The organism is Xaviernesmea rhizosphaerae, from assembly GCF_001938945.1.
GTDB classification, from domain to species: domain Bacteria; phylum Pseudomonadota; class Alphaproteobacteria; order Rhizobiales; family Rhizobiaceae; genus Xaviernesmea; species Xaviernesmea rhizosphaerae.
This window is the reverse complement of record NZ_MKIO01000041.1, coordinates 275,985-292,523: the sequence shown is the minus strand read 5'-3', so window position 1 is coordinate 292,523 and position 16,539 is coordinate 275,985. Positions and strand designations below refer to the sequence as shown.

At 65.6% G+C, this 16,539-nt stretch carries 14 protein-coding genes; 5 read left to right on the top strand and 9 right to left on the bottom strand.

What is annotated here, in order from left to right; all coding sequences use genetic code 11:
- Window positions 1–5 precede the first annotated feature (5 nt).
- The 5 genes from BJF92_RS22225 to BJF92_RS22200 form a co-directional block, all read right to left on the bottom strand.
- Window positions 6–2,255, bottom strand: a complete 2,250-nt coding sequence (locus BJF92_RS22225) for a glycoside hydrolase family 2 protein (protein ID WP_075637036.1) — start codon at window positions 2,253–2,255, stop codon at window positions 6–8.
- A 10-nt stretch (window positions 2,256–2,265) separates the two neighbouring features.
- Window positions 2,266–3,123: a carbohydrate ABC transporter permease gene (locus tag BJF92_RS22220; RefSeq protein WP_078058325.1), complete on the bottom strand. Its 858-nt coding sequence runs from the start codon at window positions 3,121–3,123 to the stop codon at window positions 2,266–2,268.
- Complete coding sequence (locus BJF92_RS22215) at window positions 3,120–4,046, bottom strand: carbohydrate ABC transporter permease (protein WP_078058324.1); 927 nt, start codon at window positions 4,044–4,046, stop codon at window positions 3,120–3,122. Before BJF92_RS22215 ends, BJF92_RS22220 begins: the two co-directional genes overlap by 4 nt.
- A 304-nt stretch (window positions 4,047–4,350) precedes the next feature.
- On the bottom strand, window positions 4,351–5,622 hold the full coding sequence (locus BJF92_RS22205; protein ID WP_075636915.1) for an ABC transporter substrate-binding protein: 1,272 nt from the start codon (window positions 5,620–5,622) through the stop codon (window positions 4,351–4,353).
- Between the two features lie 306 nt (window positions 5,623–5,928).
- A complete protein-coding gene (locus tag BJF92_RS22200) occupies window positions 5,929–6,975 on the bottom strand; it encodes a LacI family DNA-binding transcriptional regulator (RefSeq protein WP_075636914.1) in 1,047 nt (348 codons plus the stop codon).
- A 461-nt stretch (window positions 6,976–7,436) separates the two neighbouring features.
- Between BJF92_RS22200 and BJF92_RS22195 the strand changes: the two genes are divergently transcribed.
- Window positions 7,437–7,853, top strand: a complete 417-nt coding sequence (locus BJF92_RS22195) for a helix-turn-helix domain-containing protein (RefSeq protein ID WP_280938396.1) — start codon at window positions 7,437–7,439, stop codon at window positions 7,851–7,853.
- A complete protein-coding gene (locus BJF92_RS22190) occupies window positions 7,846–8,631 on the top strand; it encodes a DUF6456 domain-containing protein (RefSeq protein WP_075636913.1) in 786 nt (261 codons plus the stop codon). The genes BJF92_RS22195 and BJF92_RS22190 overlap by 8 nt, the downstream gene beginning before the upstream one ends.
- 75 nt (window positions 8,632–8,706) lie before the next feature.
- On the opposite strand, the gene BJF92_RS22185 is transcribed toward BJF92_RS22190, so the two are convergent.
- Both BJF92_RS22185 and BJF92_RS22180 read right to left on the bottom strand, forming a co-directional pair.
- Window positions 8,707–9,153 (bottom strand): SufE family protein, encoded by a 447-nt coding sequence (locus BJF92_RS22185; protein ID WP_075636912.1) that lies wholly within the window; start codon window positions 9,151–9,153, stop codon window positions 8,707–8,709.
- A 113-nt stretch (window positions 9,154–9,266) separates the two neighbouring features.
- On the bottom strand, window positions 9,267–9,758 hold the full coding sequence (locus BJF92_RS22180; protein WP_075636911.1) for a DUF5330 domain-containing protein: 492 nt from the start codon (window positions 9,756–9,758) through the stop codon (window positions 9,267–9,269).
- Window positions 9,759–10,298: 540 nt separating this feature from the next.
- Between BJF92_RS22180 and BJF92_RS22175 the strand changes: the two genes are divergently transcribed.
- The 3 genes from BJF92_RS22175 (at window position 10,299) to BJF92_RS22165 (ending at window position 13,717) form a co-directional block, all read left to right on the top strand.
- Window positions 10,299–11,870: a sensor histidine kinase gene (locus BJF92_RS22175; RefSeq protein ID WP_078058323.1), complete on the top strand. Its 1,572-nt coding sequence runs from the start codon at window positions 10,299–10,301 to the stop codon at window positions 11,868–11,870.
- Entirely contained in the window at window positions 11,845–12,918 is a 1,074-nt protein-coding gene (locus BJF92_RS22170) for a peptidoglycan-binding domain-containing protein (RefSeq protein WP_078058322.1), read from the top strand. Before BJF92_RS22175 ends, BJF92_RS22170 begins: the two co-directional genes overlap by 26 nt.
- 454 nt (window positions 12,919–13,372) lie before the next feature.
- Window positions 13,373–13,717: a DUF1491 family protein gene (locus BJF92_RS22165; RefSeq protein WP_075636908.1), complete on the top strand. Its 345-nt coding sequence runs from the start codon at window positions 13,373–13,375 to the stop codon at window positions 13,715–13,717.
- A 212-nt stretch (window positions 13,718–13,929) separates the two neighbouring features.
- Here BJF92_RS22165 and BJF92_RS22160 read toward each other — a convergent pair whose 3' ends face one another.
- Window positions 13,930–15,399 carry an NAD-dependent succinate-semialdehyde dehydrogenase gene (locus tag BJF92_RS22160; RefSeq protein ID WP_075636907.1) on the bottom strand — a complete coding sequence of 490 codons (1,470 nt, stop codon included), beginning with the start codon at window positions 15,397–15,399 and terminating at the stop codon, window positions 13,930–13,932.
- Window positions 15,400–15,402: 3 nt separating this feature from the next.
- Window positions 15,403–16,458 carry a tartrate dehydrogenase gene (locus BJF92_RS22155; protein WP_075636906.1) on the bottom strand — a complete coding sequence of 352 codons (1,056 nt, stop codon included), beginning with the start codon at window positions 16,456–16,458 and terminating at the stop codon, window positions 15,403–15,405.
- Window positions 16,459–16,539: the final 81 nt, after the last annotated feature.

Genomic DNA, 16,539 nt, shown 5'->3' with positions numbered 1-16,539 from the left:
TTTCCTTACGCCTCGACCGTGAAGGCAACCGTCTGCTCGCCGAAGGGGGCCGAGCGCACCGTCAGCGTCAGCGTGCCAGCCTCGTCGCCCGCCTCGATCCACAGGCCGGTGCCGCCGCCCTTGAAGCTGGCGAGTTCCGGCCCGATGATCCGCCCCGGGCCCTCGAGCGACAGGGCGACCGGATCGTCGAAGAAGGGCAGCGGATTGCCGCCCTGGTCGAGCGCGCGCAGGATCACGCGCACGGCATCCTTTTCGCCCGCCTTCAGCCTGGTGTCGTCGGGGGCGATCTCCAGCCGCGTCGGCAGCGGATCGCCGGGGAGCATCACGCGGATCGCTTCCTTGCCGTCGACATAACCGACAATCGTGCCTTCGCGCCAGACGCGGCCCCAGGTGCCGAATTCCTTGGGATCGACATTGCGCTCGTCGAGGATCACGGGCGGATGGCTGAGATGCGGATAGGTGGCGCGGTCGGGCTCGAAGCGCTTGGGCGCGGCGTCGCCGAAGGCGACCTCGACATAATCGCAATTGGTGAGGATGATCAGCGGCAGAACGCCGCCGATGTTGCGCTCGCCGCGCGCCCAGTAGGTCACGGGTTTGAGAACCGGCTTCTTGCGCGGATCGCCCTGCGAGGCATAGGCATAGGCCGCGAATTTCGGCTCGCGATACATGTCGAGCACGCCGTGATAGCAGATGCGGTCGCCCGCGCCGAAATCCTTGTGGGTGTTGTAATCGGCCATGCACCAGCCGGTGCCGCCCGAAATCGTCTCTTCGCCGGCGATCTTGTCGAGGATCAGCAGGTGGCGGGTGACGTGCTCGGCCTGGCGCTGCTCCTGATCGAAGCGTTTGGTCGGGTACATGTGGCCGTTATATTCGGTGATCATATAGGGGATCGGCCTGGCGATGCCGGTGGTCTCCACCCGGTCGCGCAGCACCACCCGGCCGCGATTGTTGCCCGGCATTTCCTCATTGCCGAGGATGAAGTCGTTCATCGTGTAGACGTCTTCGAGCAGCTCCGAATTGGTGATGAAGCGCACGCCGCCGGTCTGGCGGGTAGAGTCCAGTTCGCGCGCCAGGCGGTTGGTCTCGGCATAGAAGGCGTGGTTGTCCTGGCTTTCGTTGATGCGCACGCCCCAGATGATGATCGAGGGATGGTTCCAGTCGCGCTCAATCATGCGTCGGACATTGCGGATCGATTCCTGCTGCCAGGCCTCGTCGCCGATATGCTGCCAGCCGGGAATTTCCTCGAACACCAGGAGGCCGATCTCGTCGCAGCGGTCGAGGAAGCTCTTCGCCTGCGGATAGTGCGAGGTGCGCACGATGTTGCAGGCCAGTTCGAACTTCAGCACATTGGCATCGAGTTCCTGCGCGCGGCGGCCGAAGGCATAGCCGACATGGGGATAGGCCTGGTGCCGGTTGAGGCCGCGCAGCTTCAGGGGCTTGCCGTTCAGCAGGAAGCCGGTGGGCGTGAATTCCGCCGTGCGGAAGCCGAAGCGGGAGGAAACGGCGTCGCGGCCGGAAGCGCTTTCGAGCTCCACCGTCAGGCGATAGAGCACGGGATTGTCGATGTCCCAGAGCGAAAGGCCGGTGAGACCATCGAGCGTCAGCAGCATGCGCGCGCCGTCGACCTGGGCCTGCGCGGTGGCGAGCGTCGCGCCCTCGGCATCCGTCAGCGTCACCGTCAGCGTGCCCTCGAGCGCTGCGCCGTCATGGGCGGCGAGATCGACCCGGGCCGTCACGCTCTTGGTTTGCGCCAGCGCCTCCGGCGTCTCGATCTTGAGATGGGCGATGGCCAGCTTGGGCGCCACCTTCAACCAGACATCGCGATAGATGCCGGCATAGCAGAGATAGTCGATCATGCCGCCGAAGGGCGGAATGGCAGGGTTTTCCGAGCCGTCGATCTTGACCGTGATCAGATTGTCGCCTGGTTTCAGGTAAGGGGTCAGCCGGGCCTCGAAGGGCGTGTAGCCATCGGGATGGGCCATGACCTGCTGGCCGTTGACGAAGACGACGCTGTCGGCCATCGCGCCATCGAACACCAGCGAGACCTCGTGACCCTCGAAGCGGCCGTCATAAGCCAGCACCTTCTGATAGGTGAAGGCCTTCTGATAGCTGGTTTCGTCGCAGTAATTATAGGGCAGCTCGACGGCGCTGTGCGGCAGGCGCACGGTCTCGCCGGCCTGGCGCGCGCCGGCCTTCGCGGCATCGAAGCCTTGGCGGAAGGTCCAGCCGGCGTTGAAGCTTTCCATCTGACGCATTGTCGACATCCTATTTCACGGAACCGAGCATGCCCGCCACGAACTGGCGCTGCATGACGAAGAAGACGATGAGGGTGGGGAGGGTGGCGAGGATCGTGCCGATCATCACCACGCCGAAATCGGGGTAATAGGCCGAGGCGAGCGCCGAAACGACGAGGGTGATCGTCTTGGTCTCGTTGGACTGCAGCACGATCAGCGGCCAGAGATAGTTGTTCCAGCTGGTCATGAAGACGATGACGAAGGCCGCCGCATAGGTCGAGCGCATCACCGGCACATAGATGAACAAGAAGATCTGCCATTCCTTCAGCCCGTCCACGCGCGCGGCATCGCGCAGCTCGGTCGGGAAGGCCTTGGTCGCCTGGCGGAAGTAGAAGATGATGAAGGCCGAGGCGATGGAGGGCAGGAGAATGGCGATGTGCGTGTTGATGAGCCCCGCCTGGCCGATCATCATGAAGAGCGGGATCATCAGCGCGGCGAAGGGAACCATCAAAGTGAGCAGCACCAGCGAATAGAGCCGCTCGCGCATCTTCGAGCGGAACATCTCGAAGCCATAGCCGGCGAGCGAGGAGACGGCGATGGTGAGCACGGTGGAGAGCACCGCCACCTTGGCCGAGTTCCACATGACCAGCGGCAGGTCCACCTGCGTCATGAAGTTGTCGAGGTTGATCCAGAACTGATCGCCGAGCCCGAGCTTGCCGCGGATGATCTCGCCGGAGGAATTGGTGGCGCTGACCAGCATCCACAGGAACGGAAAGACCGAGAGGAAGGCGGCGACGGAGAGCGCGAGATAAAGCCCCGCGCGCTCCAGATGCCGCAGGAAAGGCCGCGCCGGGGCGCCGGTGACGGGCGTGGTGGCTGACAGGCTCATGCCTTGTCCCTCGCGGCGTAGAATTGCAGGAAGGAGAGCACGGCGACCATGACGACGATCACATAGGAGACGGTGGCCGCATAGCCGAAGCTCGGCATGTAGCGGAAGGTCAGGTTGTAGATGTAGAGCGACAGGGTGATGGTGGAATCCGCCGGCCCGCCGCGCCCTTCAGTGAGATTATACACCTCGTCGAACAGCTGGATCGTGCCGATGGTCGAGATGATCGTGGTGAAGAGGATCACGGGTTTGAGCATCGGCACGGTCAGGTGCAGGAAGCGCGCCCAGGCTGGCACCCCGTCGATGCGCGCCGCCTCGTAGATCGATTTGTCGATGTTCTGCAGGGCGGCGAGGTAGAAGATCATGTTGTAGCCGGTCCAGCGCCAGGTGATGGCGAGGATCACCAGCACCTTGGCCCAGAACGGATCCGTCAGCCAGCCGATCGGCTGATCGACGAGGCCGATGGCCATCAGCGTGGAATTGACCACGCCATCCACCGCGAACATGCCCTTGAACAGCACGGAATAGGCCACGAGAGAGGCGACGCAGGGCAGGAAGATGGCGGTGCGGAAGAAGCCGGCAAAGCGCAGCCGGTCGCTGTTGAGCATGCCGGCCAGAAGCAGCGCCAGGACGATCATGATCGGCACCTGCACCACGAAGAAGGTGGTGGTGTTGACCAAAGCCTTGAGGAAGATCGGATCGTTCCACAGCCGGACGATGTTGGAAAAGCCCGCCGGCTTCAGCATCATCCCCTTGCCGGCATAGAAGGACAGCACCAGCGAGCGCAGGATCGGATAGACCAGGAAAATGCCGATGAGAGCGAGCGCCGGCGCGGTGAACAGCCAGCCATTGAGGCTTGCGCTGCGCGCGCCGGCGCGCCCCTGGGAGGACCGGCCGGAAGAGGGTTCAGAAACAGAGAGTGCCATGGGCGACCTCGGGTGATTCCGCGAGAGAAGGCACGCCGCGGCCTTGGCTCCGCGGCGGGATGATTGGCAGGGGACCGGCGCGCAGTCCCTGGCCGGGAAGGAGCTGCGGGATCGGGACGCCAAAGGGGCTGTCATGTTCGGGCTTGGCCCGAGCATCTGCAAAGCCGTGATGCATCGAGCGCGGCAGATCCTCGGCACAAGGCCGGGGGATGACGACCCAAGCGAACCACCGATTCCGCCGCCCGTCACGGCGGCAAGCAAGCCGAAGCACCCGCGCCCGACCTGCTCGCTCGCGCTTTAGAGCCTACTGGATCTGGCCCTGCGCCTGGGATTCGATCTCCGACAGCACCTTGTCGACCGAGACGCCATCCTTGGCGAGCTCCGGCAGATGGGCGTTGACGGCGGTGTCGACCTCATTGGTGAAGACGCCGTAATTGACCGGGGGCACCTTGGCGAGCCAGTCGGAGAAGTGCTGCCAGACCTTCTCGCCGCCGAAGAACGGATCGGCCAGATTATAGGCCTCGCCCTTGCGGGCCGCCATCAGCGAGCCGACCGCGCCGCGCTCGGTGAGGATCTTCTGGTAGAAGTCGACATCCTTGGCGAAGACCGTGTTGAGGAAGTCGATCGCCTCGTCCTTGGTCTTGGAGCTTTCCGTCACATACCAGCTGGAGCCGCCGAGATTGGAGGCATGGGTCGCGCCGTCGATGCCGAGCGAGGGGATCGGCGCCACGCGCCATTTGCCGGACTGCTCGGCCTGCGCCTTGACGGTGCCGGTGATCCAGACGCCCGTGGTGATCGAGGCGACATCGCCTGATGTGAAGCCGCTGACCCAGTCAGTCCAGCCGGAGGCCGGGCGATGGATGCCGGCGCGAAAGATCTTCTGCTGCACGTCGAGCGCGGCCTTGAGCGCCGGGTTCTTGGTGATGTCGAGATTGCCGTCCTTGTCGAAATACCAGCGGCCGGCCGACTGCATCAGGATGCGGGTGAAGCCGGCATCATTGACGTCGATGCCGATCATCTTCTTGCCGGTCTTCTCCGTCACCGTCTTGCCGATCTCGATGAATCGATCCCAGGTGATGTTTTCGAGGTCGGCAGGCTTGAAGCCGGCCTGTTCCAGATAGTCGCTGCGGTAATAGAGCCCGGTGACGCCGGAATCGAAGGGCATGCCATAGACTTGGCCTTCGACCGTCATCAGCTGCACCTTATAGGGCGCGAAGCCGGCATAATCGACCTTGCCCGACATGGGGGCGAAGGCGCCGGGGAAGGACTGCAGATATTTCTGCGCGCCGTAATCCTCGATCAGCACGATATCGGGCAGCCCGTCGGTCGTTCCCGAGGAAAGCGCCGTCTGCAGCTTCTGCTCCACGTCGGCCTTGGCGAAGTCCACCACCGTCACCTTGGTGTCGGGATGGTCCTTGGCATAGCGCGCGGCGGCTTCCTTCATGATCGCGACGTTGAAATTCGGATCCCAGCACCAGACCTTGATCTCGCCGGCAAAGGCGGCGGATGTGGCCAGCACGCTGGCGCCCGCCAGCAACAGGGCGGCGCAGCGCGCCTTCAGGCTCGATTTACCCATGGACGTCCTCCCAGATGTCGATCGTAACGGACGGCTCCAACCCCGTCCTGGCGCAGACTATTTCCTAAAAAACCATGCTGCGCAAGAGAAATTTAGTAAATATTTATTGCGCCTGCGAAGGTGCGGACCGGGTGCTGTCGGTGAGACCACCGCCTCATGACGGCTGCCGAAGGTCTTTGAAAAACAGCGTTTTTTCGGCACCATTCCGGATGCCCATGGCCCTCCCGGCTGCGAAAGCAGGGGCAGGCGAAGGCCTGCTAGGCCCGCGCTGTCCGCGTCTTTGCCGCGTGGCGAAAAAGCCTGCGCTCACGCCGGCGGGCGGCAGCTTTCGCGCCATTGCATGGCAGCGGGAATCGTCACCGTCTTCACGTAGCCGCGCCCCGCCAGCCGCTCGGCCAAAAGGTCCACGGCCGTCTCGCCGATATGTTCGCCCTGGATGCGCAGGCTGGAGAGTGGCGGGGAGAGGAATTGCGCCACGGGAATGTCGTTGAAGGAGACCACAGAGATATCGCCCGCGATGGACAGGCCCGCCTCGCGGATGGCCCTGTAGGCGCCGATGGCCATATTGTCATTGGCCGTCATCAGAATTTCCGGCCTTGGCGTGACGGTCAGCACCGCTTGCGCCAGGGCGTAGCCGGCTTCCAGGCGCAGGTTCTGGCCGGAATTGCAGAAGTCGCCCAGCACCAGCAGAGCCGGGTCGAACAGGCCTTCCGCCGTCATCCAGTCGATATAGGCGCGACAGCGCCGCTCGCCGAAGCGCTGCGTCTCGCCATTGAGATGTTCGTGGCTGCCGATGAAGGCGATGCGCCGGTAGCCGGCCTGTTTCAGCGCGTCCAGCATCCGGCGGGTGGCGGTATCGAGATCGCAGTGCACCGCGTCGAAGCGCTCGCGCGGCGGCAGGAAATCGGCAAAGACCAGCGGGCGGCCCTGTTCGGCCAGCCAGTCGATCCGGTCGTCGGATTGTTTGCCGATGACGATCGTGCCCGCCACCGACTGCAGCACCTGCGGGTCGGCCTCCATGTCGGCATGGAAGATCTGGACGATCTCGGCCTTGATCTCGCGGCAGCGCGCCTCGACGCCGAGCCGCACGCCGATATAATAGGGATCGGCCAGTTCCTCCGTCGATTGCAGGAAATGCACGATCGCCAGCCGCGCCTGCGCCGGGCCGGCCACTGGCGCGCCGACCTGTCCCTTGCGGCTGCGCGGCGTGGCATAGTTCAGAGCCTCTGCCGTTTCGATCACGGCCTGGCGCTTGGCCGGCGAGATCGACAGGGCCGGATCGTAATTGAGAACCCGCGACACCGTTGCCGAGGAGACCCCGACCGCCTTGGCGATTTCCTTGATGGTGACCATGCCTGCCTGTCCGCCCCCGACCGCAATCGGGATGCGCCCGAATCCGAGTAAATATTTACTAAGCCACGCCCTCCGGTTCAAGCGGGAAAGCGGAGGCTTTGCGTTGTGGCGCCCTCAGCGTGAAGAAAGCTTTGATGGCATCCGAGGGCCGGCCAAAAGCCGGGGATAGCGCATGCGACGATTCCCGCTCCGCTTGCGCATGGCGCAAAAATCCCTAGAAATGTTCTTGATTTGTTCGAATTAGCGCGGCATAGAATAGGAACAATTTCCTATATCGAAAGGAGTCGCTCATGCTGCATCATCGAACCGATCACGCGGTCCTGCCTGTTCCGGCGGGCGGCCTGGAGCGCCCGACCGAGATTTGGGAACCGGCTTTCAAAAAAGTCCGGCGCGAAAACAAAAACCCGGAGCATCGGGCTGCATCCATTTTTCCATCCGAGGCTCCGGCGCGCCCGCTGCCGGTGGCCGCCGTCACCGGCCGGATGAGCGCGCCGGCGCCACACCAGCCCCCTCTTCGCCCGGTGCCGGGCGTGAAGGGAACGGCGGCGGCCTTAAGCGAACGCTGCAGCGCGGTGCAGACCCTGGTGCAGGAAATGGCGGCCCTTGCCTCCGAGCGCGTGGCCATGCGGCGCAGCCGCCGGCGCTCGCGCTGCCATGTGCGCCAGATCGCCATGTATCTGTGCCATGTGGTCTTGCAGATGTCGCTGACCGATATCGGCGCGGGCTTCGGCCGCGACCGCACCACCGCCGGCCATGCCTGCAATGTGGTCGAGGATCTGCGTGACGACCCGGTTTACGATGCCTTCCTGTCCACGCTGGAGCGGGTGGTGCAGGCCGTGTTTCCGCGCGCTGCCCAAGGGGGCGCCATCGATGCTTGACCGTCGGGAACGCATGGCCTGGACCGCGCTGCTGCGCTTCGTGTCGCGGGGAGGGCCCTTTACCCTGGGGCCGCCGGATGCGCAGGGGCGCGAGACCCTGTCGGATGCGAAGGGCAAGCATGCCGTGGCGCGCGCGCTTCTCGCCCGCGCCATCTCCTGCGGCCTGCTGACGCGCCGGGGCGGGCAGATCCTCGTGCGGCCTGAAGCGGCGGCGCATCTGCGCCGGCAACTGGCCCCGCAGGAGGAGGCCTTTGCCGCCCAGCATGGCGCCCGCGAGCGCCTGGAGATCGCCACCGAGGATGGCCGCGCGACAGTGACCGTGAACCGGGCAGAGTCGCCGCTCGCGCTCCTGTCCCGGCTGAAGGAGAAGAGCGGCGGACCTTTCCTGCCCGAGGAGGCTTGCGCTGCCGCCACGCGGCTGCATGCCGATTTCACCCGCGGCGGCCTGCAACCGCGCCTGACCATGGATTACAGCCCGCGCATGGAAAGCCGCCCGGGCGGGGCCGGCGCGGCGGCGCCCGAGATCAGCGATTCGGCCATGGCCGCGCGCCTGCGCGTGGCGGCGGCGATCGAGGCGATCGGCCCGGAACTGTCCGGTGTCGCGCTCGATGTCTGCTGCTTCGAGAAGGGGCTGGAGACGGTGGAGCGTGAGCGCCAATGGCCGGCCCGCTCGGCCAAGCTTCTCCTGCGCGCCGCCTTGCTGGCGCTTGCGCGCCACTACCAGCCGCCGCCGCGCCGACGCGGCGCACATCGCTGGCAGGCGGGGGCGCAGGACTAGCGTCCTGACCCTAGGGCATCGGACCGAAACGACGGGTCGGCTCTCAGGAAATCCCATGCGTCGGACGAAGCCGGCTCAGGCGGCCTGGGCGGCGGCGGCTTCCGCCTTGATGCGGTTGACCATCGAACGCAGGCCATTGGCGCGCTGGGCGGTGAGGAACTCGATCAGCCCCATTTGCGAAAACAGCGCCAGCGCATCGGTTGCCAGGATCTCGGAGGCGCGCTTGCCGGAATAGATGGCCAGCACGATGGCGACGAGGCCGCGCACGATATGCGCATCCGACTCGCCCTTGAAATGGAGCACGGGATCGCCCGCATCGCCCGAAGGCTCGGCCCGGCTGACGAGCCAGACCTGGCTGGCGCAGCCCTGAACCTTGTTCTCGGCGGTGCGGTCGGCCTCCGGCAGAGGCGGAAGCCCCCGGCCGAGCTCGATCACATAGCTCATGCGATCCTGCCAATCGTCGAGAAAGGCGCAGTTTTCGAGAATGTCGGCAAGCGGCGGAACGGAAGCGGGCTGGGTCATGGCGCCCTTATAGCCAAGCCGGTGCGGCTTGAGAACCGCCTATGGTGCCGGCATGGGTGGATCAGGCTACGGGCGGATCCGGGCGCGCATGGATATGACCAAGCGTGGATCGCCTAAAGCGCGCCCTCCGGCGCGATCCGCCGCGACGGCACGGGAATATTGGCCGGCTCCACCTCGGCGCCGCCATCGGCCTCGGCCGTGCGGGCAGGCTCGCCATGGGCTTCACGGGTGGCTGCATCCTGGGCCGCTGCGCCATGCGGGGCGGCAGTGTGGGGCTTTATCGCCGGGCCTGCCGGTACCGTCCCCGTGGTCACCGTGGCCTCTCCGCCCGCAAACTGCTTGTCGAGGAACTCATAGGCGATGCGTGCGCCATCACGGGCCCGCTGCCCGAGCACGGTCACCGTTTCCGATCCCTTTTCGCAGACATCGGGCTTCTGCACGCACAGCGCGCCGATATAGCTCAGCGCCTCCGTGGCGGCCGAGACCGTGGCGCCCATGTCCACCTGGGCCAGGTCGTGGCCGGCCTTGTTCTCGCCGGGCACGAGAAAGGGCAGGAGCACGAGCACGAGCGCGAACCAGAAGCCGCCCTTGATCAAAAACCACATCTCTCCGCCTCCACCGCGACCACACTCAAAGTCTCCTGCCGCCGGTCTGTTCCGGGCGACAGGCAAAACCTAGGGGCCGAGTCGACAAAAGCCGTTTTCAGGATTCGCCGGCCTTTTCCACGAATTTTCGTCAAATGCCGCCTTTCGGCTTTTGAATCGAATTTTCGCGGCATTTGAATGACCGGTGTTAAGCATTATGGCGCGCGAACCGGCTGGCAAGCCTGCAGCGCCGGGCCCGACGCGCTTTCGCGCCGCCGCAAAGCTTAACCGCAAGGCGAAAACCCCGTGAAATCAGGGCTTACGCGCCGTTAACCATGTTGTCAGCAATGCCGTGGGAGAGCGCCGGAACCACCTGCCGGATGCGCCATTTCGCGCGGCACAATGGCATGATTTATCCTTTCGTTAAGGCCGGAATGCGAGATTCGCCATGGGCAGAAGGAGCGCGACCATGAGGGTCGGCCACCGGTTCCGCCCCGCATAAGTCCGGCTAGACCGGCGCAAGAATGACGACAGGGTCCGGCGTTGAGCGTATTGCGGAGCATGTGTGAGCGGGTTGCGGAGCGCGTCGATGCCGTCGCGCGCAAGTGGCTCTCGCGGCCGACCGCCAAGGACGATGTCACACCCGCCGAACTCATGGTTGTCCGCCGCGTCGGCCTCGGCGCCGTCGTCGCCCTGCCGCTCTTTCCCGCAGCGCTCGCCACCCTCGTTCCGGCCTCCATCGCCCTGCCGGCCGGCTCCGCGCTTGCTCTTGCAGGCGCCCTGTTCTCCGGCGTCGCCGGAATCGCGCTGGTGCGCCGCATCGCCGGCGATCGCCCGGACCTGACCGAGCTGGCGCCTGTGCGCGACCCCGCGGATGATCTTGCCATCTATGACCGCTTCGTCGGCCTGGTGACGGTGCATGACAGGGCCGGCCATGTTCTGGCCGTGCGCGGCCGCGATCAGGCCGCCTATACCCAGTGGATGCGCCCGCTCGCCGGCCGCGGCTTCCTCGATCACATCCATGTTTCCGACCGGATCCTGTTCCTGCGCGCGCTCGACAGCTTGCGCCAGGGTGCGGGCAGCCAGTCGGTGGAGCTGCGCTTCGAGCGGGCGACGCTTTCCGGCGAGCAGACGCAGTTCGTGCATATGCGCTGCGACATGACCGCGCTCTGCGGCCCTGACGACGCGATGACGGTGGTCGTGCAGACGCGCGACATGTCGGCCGAGGTGCTGCTGCGCCAGGAAGCGGCGGAAAAGGCCGCCCAGGCCGAGAGCGCCAACGAGGCCAAGCGCCGCTTCCTCGCCGCCGTCAGCCATGAGCTGCGCACGCCGCTCAATGCCATCATGGGCTTTTCCGACGTGCTGGCCGGGGAATATTTCGGCCGGCTGGAGAATGACCGCCAGCGCGAATATGTCTCGCTGATCCATCAGTCTGGCAGCCATCTTCTGTCGGTGGTCAACACCATGCTCGACATGAGCCGGATCGAGGCCGGGCGCTACGAGCTGATCGCCGAGCCTTTCGAGGTGCGCGGCGTGGTCAAGGCCTGCGAGGCCATGCTCAAGCTTCAGGCTGAGAACAAGGGCGTCCAGCTGACCAGCCGCATCGCCCGCTCGGTCGGCGAGCTCAATGCCGACCGCCGCGCCGTGCAGCAGATCCTGATCAATCTCGTCTGCAACGCCATCAAGTTCACCGATCGCGGCGGTCTCGTGACCGTCGATGCCGAGGCCGATGGCGACCAGATCCGGCTCGTCGTCTCCGATACCGGCATCGGCATGGCCGCCGACAAGATCGCCCTGATCGGCCAGCCCTTCATGCAGATCGACAATGCCTATTCCCGCAGCTACGAAGGCACCGGCCTCGGCCTGGCGCTGGTCAAGGGCCTGGTCGCCCTGCATGGCGGCCGGCTGACCGTGGAAAGCCGTCCGGGCGAAGGCACCGTGATGACCGTGACGCTGCCGGTGGATGGTTCCGGTATCGTTCCGCAGCCGGAGGCCCAGCCGGTGCCGCCGGCGCCCGTCGAATTCCCTCCTCGTCTGACGACCCGCGTCGACGGTGGCCGACAGGCCGCGCCGGGCGAGGTGGCCTTGCGACAAGGAGGCACCGCCCATGGCCCGCAAGCCAAAAGCGCCTGACGCTCCCCCGTCCGCGTCGAAAGTCCCGGCCGTGAAAGCGGCCGGCGCTCGTTCGCAGAAGCCGGCCGGCCGGCAGAAGGGCAGGGCGGACCGTCCCGGCCTGTTCCTCCGCCTGCTCCAGGGCATCGTCTGGCTGGCCGGGCGCCGCCCCGGCGCCTTTGGCGGCTCGGCGCTGTTTGCCATCGTCTTCGCCTTCGTCGCCGCCAATGCGCTCTGGTATCAGCCGGGACAGCATCCCGCGCCCTGGCTGCGCACGCGCCTGCCTTTCACCCATCCCCAGCCCGAGCGTCTGGCATCGACGCAGGCGACGCCCGACAATGTCACCACCTTCCTGATTGAGCGCGAGGACGGTCATTCCGACGACGCGAAGAACAGCGCCCTGAAGCCGGCCCGCCCGGCCGCGCCCGCTTCTGGCCCGCAGACGGCCGTTCAGGAGGCTGTGTCCTACGAGACCGTCGCGCCCGACCAGAGCGCCGCAGGCCCGGCGACGCCCGCAACGGCAGATGATCGGGACCTGGTGCAGCGCGTGCAGCAGGCGCTGAAGACGGCGGGGTTCTATAGCGGTCCGGTGGATGGGCGGCGCGGCCCGCGCACGGAGGCCGCCATCCGCAGCTTCGAGCGCCAGGCCAGGCTGCCCGAAACCGGCGCGCCGAGCGAGGATCTGCTCGTCAGCCTCGCCGCCAGCGCTCCGGCGCCGGCAGGTCCCGTGGTGACCCCGCGCGAGCGGCCGATGCAGAGCCCCGACCTGAAGACCGGCGGCATCGACCCCGTGGCGGCCGCCATCCGCGCGGCGGAAAACAATCCTCCAGCCCCGGCCAAAATTGCCGCCTCCGCCTCCAAGGCCGACCTGCCGCCCGATCCGGGCCTGGTGATGCAGATCCAGCGCGGGCTGATCAATCTCGCCTATGGCGATGTCACGGCCGATGGCGTTGCCGGCGATCAGACCCGCGCGGCGATCCGCCATTTCGAGAAACATTACCGCCTGCCGGAAACCGGGGAGCCGAGCCAGGCCGTTCTGAAGAAGATGAAAGCGATCGGCGCGGTCTAGCGCATCGGACTGAAATCATACGCCACAGGACAGGACGCATCTGATTTGCGGCTTCGGTACGTCTCTTTCGCCTTTTGAAGCGAAGGTTGCGGAAGCGTTTGATCACGGGCGAAAACCGCTCCGTCGTCATGCGCGGGTTTGTCCCTGTTATCTGCAACGCTGTGATTTTGTTGATGTCGGCAGATCCTCGGGACAAGCCCGAGGATGACGAAAAGGAAAGGCTCCGCCTCAAAAAAAGCACTACGCGGAAGTGTGTCGCCCGGCCTGATGATCCGGCGTATGCCGCAGATAGACCGCTCGCGTCGTATCCCGTGATCATACGCAGTCCGAGGCACACTCTTTTTTTGTTTCCGGATCGCATTTTTCCGAAAACCCGTTCTCACTTTTCGGCCCGCCGCTCCGGCGCGACGCGCCAAGCCTTCCGCTTGTCAGTCCGAGCTGCTACATCGCCCGCATGCGTCTGCGCTCCGATCTCTTCGTTTCCGCTCTGGTCCGCCGGGTCTTTTCCCAAGGCGGCTATGCCGCCGTGCTGCACAAGGGGACGCCCGAGGCGGGCGCGATCTTTCTGCGCCAGCGCCGCCGCGATGGGCGGGAAACCGTGGCCGGCCCGGCGCCCCAGAGCCTGTTCGGCGAGGAAGACACTCTCGGCCGCCTGTTCGAGCTGCGGCTGGTGGAGGCCGAGGCCGAGGCGGCCGACGCGTTGCTCGCGCGCGAACGGCGCTTCGATTCCGATTGCTGGATCGTCGAGCTGGAATGCGAGTCGCTCGACGGGCTGGTGGATTTCGCGCCAGAGAGCTGACAGTGTGCAGCACTCCAGGCATCGGGCCGAAAAGGGGTTTCCACCTTCCGCCCCGATGTCCGGGACGCCTCACAGTCTGTCCAATCATCGCCGTTGGCCGCCTGCAAATGGCGATTTCTGCGCTTCCGGTGCTCACGGACCTTACGTACGCTGCGCTCGGGTTCTCGAAATCACCATTTTCGTCAGACCAACAGCAAGTCTTGAACAGACTGTCAGCCAAGCCCGCCCATATGGAAGCTCTTGCTCTCCAGATATTCCTCGATCCCCATCTGCGCGCCCTCGCGGCCGAGGCCGGACTGCTTGATGCCGCCAAAGGGGGCGACCTCGGTGGAGATCAGGCCGGTGTTGAGGCCGACCATGCCGAATTCGAGCGCCTCGCCCACGCGCCAGGCGCGTTTCAGGTTCTCGGTATAGAAATAGGAGGCCAGCCCGAAGGGCGTGCCATTGGCAATCGCGATCGCCTCTTCCTCGGTCTCGAAGCGGAAGAGGGGCGCGACGGGACCGAAGGTTTCTTCCGAGGCCAGCAGCATGTCGGTCGTCGCGCCGGTCAGCACGATCGGTGCGGTATATTGCCCGCCGGCCGGCAGCGGCTGCGTCTTCGTGATGATTTCGGCACCCTTGGCCAGCGCGTCCGCGACGTGGCGGTCGATCTTGTCGATGGCGGCGGCGTTGATCATCGGCCCAATGCTCACCCCTTCCTGCGTGCCCGGCCCGACCTTCATCGCCTCCACGCGCGCCTTCAGCTTGGCAGCGAAGGCTTCGTAGACGCCTGACTGCACCAGGATGCGGTTGGCGCAGACGCAGGTCTGCCCGCCATTGCGGAATTTCGAGGCCAGCGCGCCTTCCACCGCGAGATCGAGATCGGCATCGTCGAAGACGATGAAGGGCGCATTGCCGCCGAGCTCGAGGCTCAGTCGCTTCACGCTGTCGGCCGCGCCGCGCATCAGGAGCGAGCCGACGCGGGTGGAGCCGGTGAACGAGATCTTGCGCACCGTCTCGTTCGCCATGAGTTCGTTGCCGATCTCCGTGGGCATGCCGGTAACGATGTTGATGACGCCTGCGGGAATGCCCGCGCGGCCGGCGAGCACGCCGAGCGCCAGCGCCGAATAGGGCGTGAACTCGGAGGGCTTGATGACCACGGTGCAGCCGGCGGCCAGCGCTGGCGCCACCTTGCGGGTAATCATCGCATTGGGGAAGTTCCAGGGCGTGATGATGCCGCAGACGCCGACCGGCTCCTTCAGAACCAGGATGCGCCGGTCGCTGGCGGGCGCGGGAATGGTGTGGCCGTTGATGCGGCGGGCTTCCTCGGCGAACCATTTGACGAAGGAGGCGCCATAGCGGATCTCGCCGCGCGCCTCGTCCAGCGGCTTGCCCTGTTCGCAGGTGAGGATCAGCGCGAGATCCTCCAGGTTCTCGATCATCAGATCGAACCAGGTCTCGATCAGCGCCGCGCGCTCCGCATTCGTCTTGCGCTTCCACGTCTTGAAGGCGGCCTGCGCGGCAGCGATCGCCGCGCGGGTCTCCTCGCCATCCATGTCGGGAACGGTGCCGATCGCCTTTTGCGTGGCCGGATCGATGACATCGACCGTCTTGCCGCTGCCGGCCGCGATCCATTCGCCATTGATGAGGCCGGACTGGCGCAGGAGGGTCGGGTCCGTCAGGAGGTCCTTGAGGGTCGGCATCGCTTATCCTTTCTTAGAGTTCACTTCGCCGAGAATGGCGGCGGTGATCGCCTCGGTCGAATCCTTGCCCGGCCGGATGCCGATGCCGCGTGCCGTGGTGGCGGACAGCGCCTGCATCACCCGCGCGGCGGCCTGGCTCTCGCCCAGATGCTCAAGCATCATCGCGCCAGACCAGATGGTCGCCATCGGATTGGCGATGCCCTTGCCGGCAATATCGGGGGCGGAGCCATGCACCGGCTCGAACATGGAGGGGGCGGAGCGGTCGGGATTGATATTGGCGGACGCGGCAAAACCGAGACCGCCCTGGATGGCGGCGCCGAGATCGGTGAGAATATCGCCGAAGAGGTTGGAGGCGACGATCACATCGAGGCTTTCCGGCGCCATGACCATGCGCGCCGCCAGGGCATCCACATGATAGCTCGTGACGGTGACATCGGGATAATCGGCGGCCAGAAGCGCCGTGATCTCGTCCCAGAACACCATGGAATGCTTCTGCGCATTCGACTTGGTGACGGAGGCGAGCTTGCAGCGCCGGGCGCGGGCCTGCTCGAAGCCGAAGCGCAGGATGCGCTCGACGCCCGCCCGCGTGAAGATCGCGGTTTCCACCGCCACCTCGTTTGCCGTGCCCTGATGCACGCGCCCGCCGGCGCCGGAATATTCGCCCTCGGTGTTCTCGCGGATGCAGAGAATGTCGAAGCCCTCCGCCTTCAGCGGACCTTCGACACCCGGCAGCAGCCGATGCGGGCGGATATTGGCATATTGCACGAAGGCCTTGCGGATCGGCAGCAGCAGGCCGTGCAGCGAAACGGAATCGGGCACCTCGGCAGGCCAGCCGACCGCGCCGAGGAGGATGGCGTCGAAGCCGCGCAGGATCTCGATGCCGTCTGCCGGCATCATCCGGCCGGTTTCCTTGTAGAAGGCGCAGGACCAGGGGAAGGTCGTGCCCTCAAGGGCAAAGCCGGAAAGGCCGGCCGCACGCTGCAGCACCGACCAGGCGGCATCGATGACGTCGGTGCCGATACCGTCGCCGGGGATCAGGGCTATTCTATGGGTCTTCATGAGACGATGTCCTCTGGTGGCGCCGGATCGTGGGCCCTGGCAGGCGGCTGGAATGGCGGAAACGGGAACGGGGCAGGCAAG

Bases quoted from the DNA above. Each gene is read 5' to 3' on its own strand.
- BJF92_RS22190 (WP_075636913.1), top strand. From the start codon at position 7,846: ATGCTTGACCGTCGGGAACGCATGGCCTGGACCGCGCTGCTGCGCTTC.
- BJF92_RS22170 (WP_078058322.1), top strand. From the start codon at position 11,845: ATGGCCCGCAAGCCAAAAGCGCCTGACGCTCCCCCGTCCGCGTCGAAA.
- BJF92_RS22220 (WP_078058325.1), bottom strand. From the start codon at position 3,123: ATGAGCCTGTCAGCCACCACGCCCGTCACCGGCGCCCCGGCGCGGCCT.
- BJF92_RS22155 (WP_075636906.1), bottom strand. From the start codon at position 16,458: ATGAAGACCCATAGAATAGCCCTGATCCCCGGCGACGGTATCGGCACC.
- BJF92_RS22205 (WP_075636915.1), bottom strand. From the start codon at position 5,622: ATGGGTAAATCGAGCCTGAAGGCGCGCTGCGCCGCCCTGTTGCTGGCG.
- BJF92_RS22180 (WP_075636911.1), bottom strand. From the start codon at position 9,758: ATGTGGTTTTTGATCAAGGGCGGCTTCTGGTTCGCGCTCGTGCTCGTG.
- BJF92_RS22225 (WP_075637036.1), bottom strand. From the start codon at position 2,255: ATGCGTCAGATGGAAAGCTTCAACGCCGGCTGGACCTTCCGCCAAGGC.
- BJF92_RS22185 (WP_075636912.1), bottom strand. From the start codon at position 9,153: ATGACCCAGCCCGCTTCCGTTCCGCCGCTTGCCGACATTCTCGAAAAC.
- BJF92_RS22215 (WP_078058324.1), bottom strand. From the start codon at position 4,046: ATGGCACTCTCTGTTTCTGAACCCTCTTCCGGCCGGTCCTCCCAGGGG.
- BJF92_RS22160 (WP_075636907.1), bottom strand. From the start codon at position 15,399: ATGCCGACCCTCAAGGACCTCCTGACGGACCCGACCCTCCTGCGCCAG.
- BJF92_RS22165 (WP_075636908.1), top strand. From the start codon at position 13,373: ATGCGTCTGCGCTCCGATCTCTTCGTTTCCGCTCTGGTCCGCCGGGTC.
- BJF92_RS22200 (WP_075636914.1), bottom strand. From the start codon at position 6,975: ATGGTCACCATCAAGGAAATCGCCAAGGCGGTCGGGGTCTCCTCGGCA.
- BJF92_RS22175 (WP_078058323.1), top strand. From the start codon at position 10,299: ATGTGTGAGCGGGTTGCGGAGCGCGTCGATGCCGTCGCGCGCAAGTGG.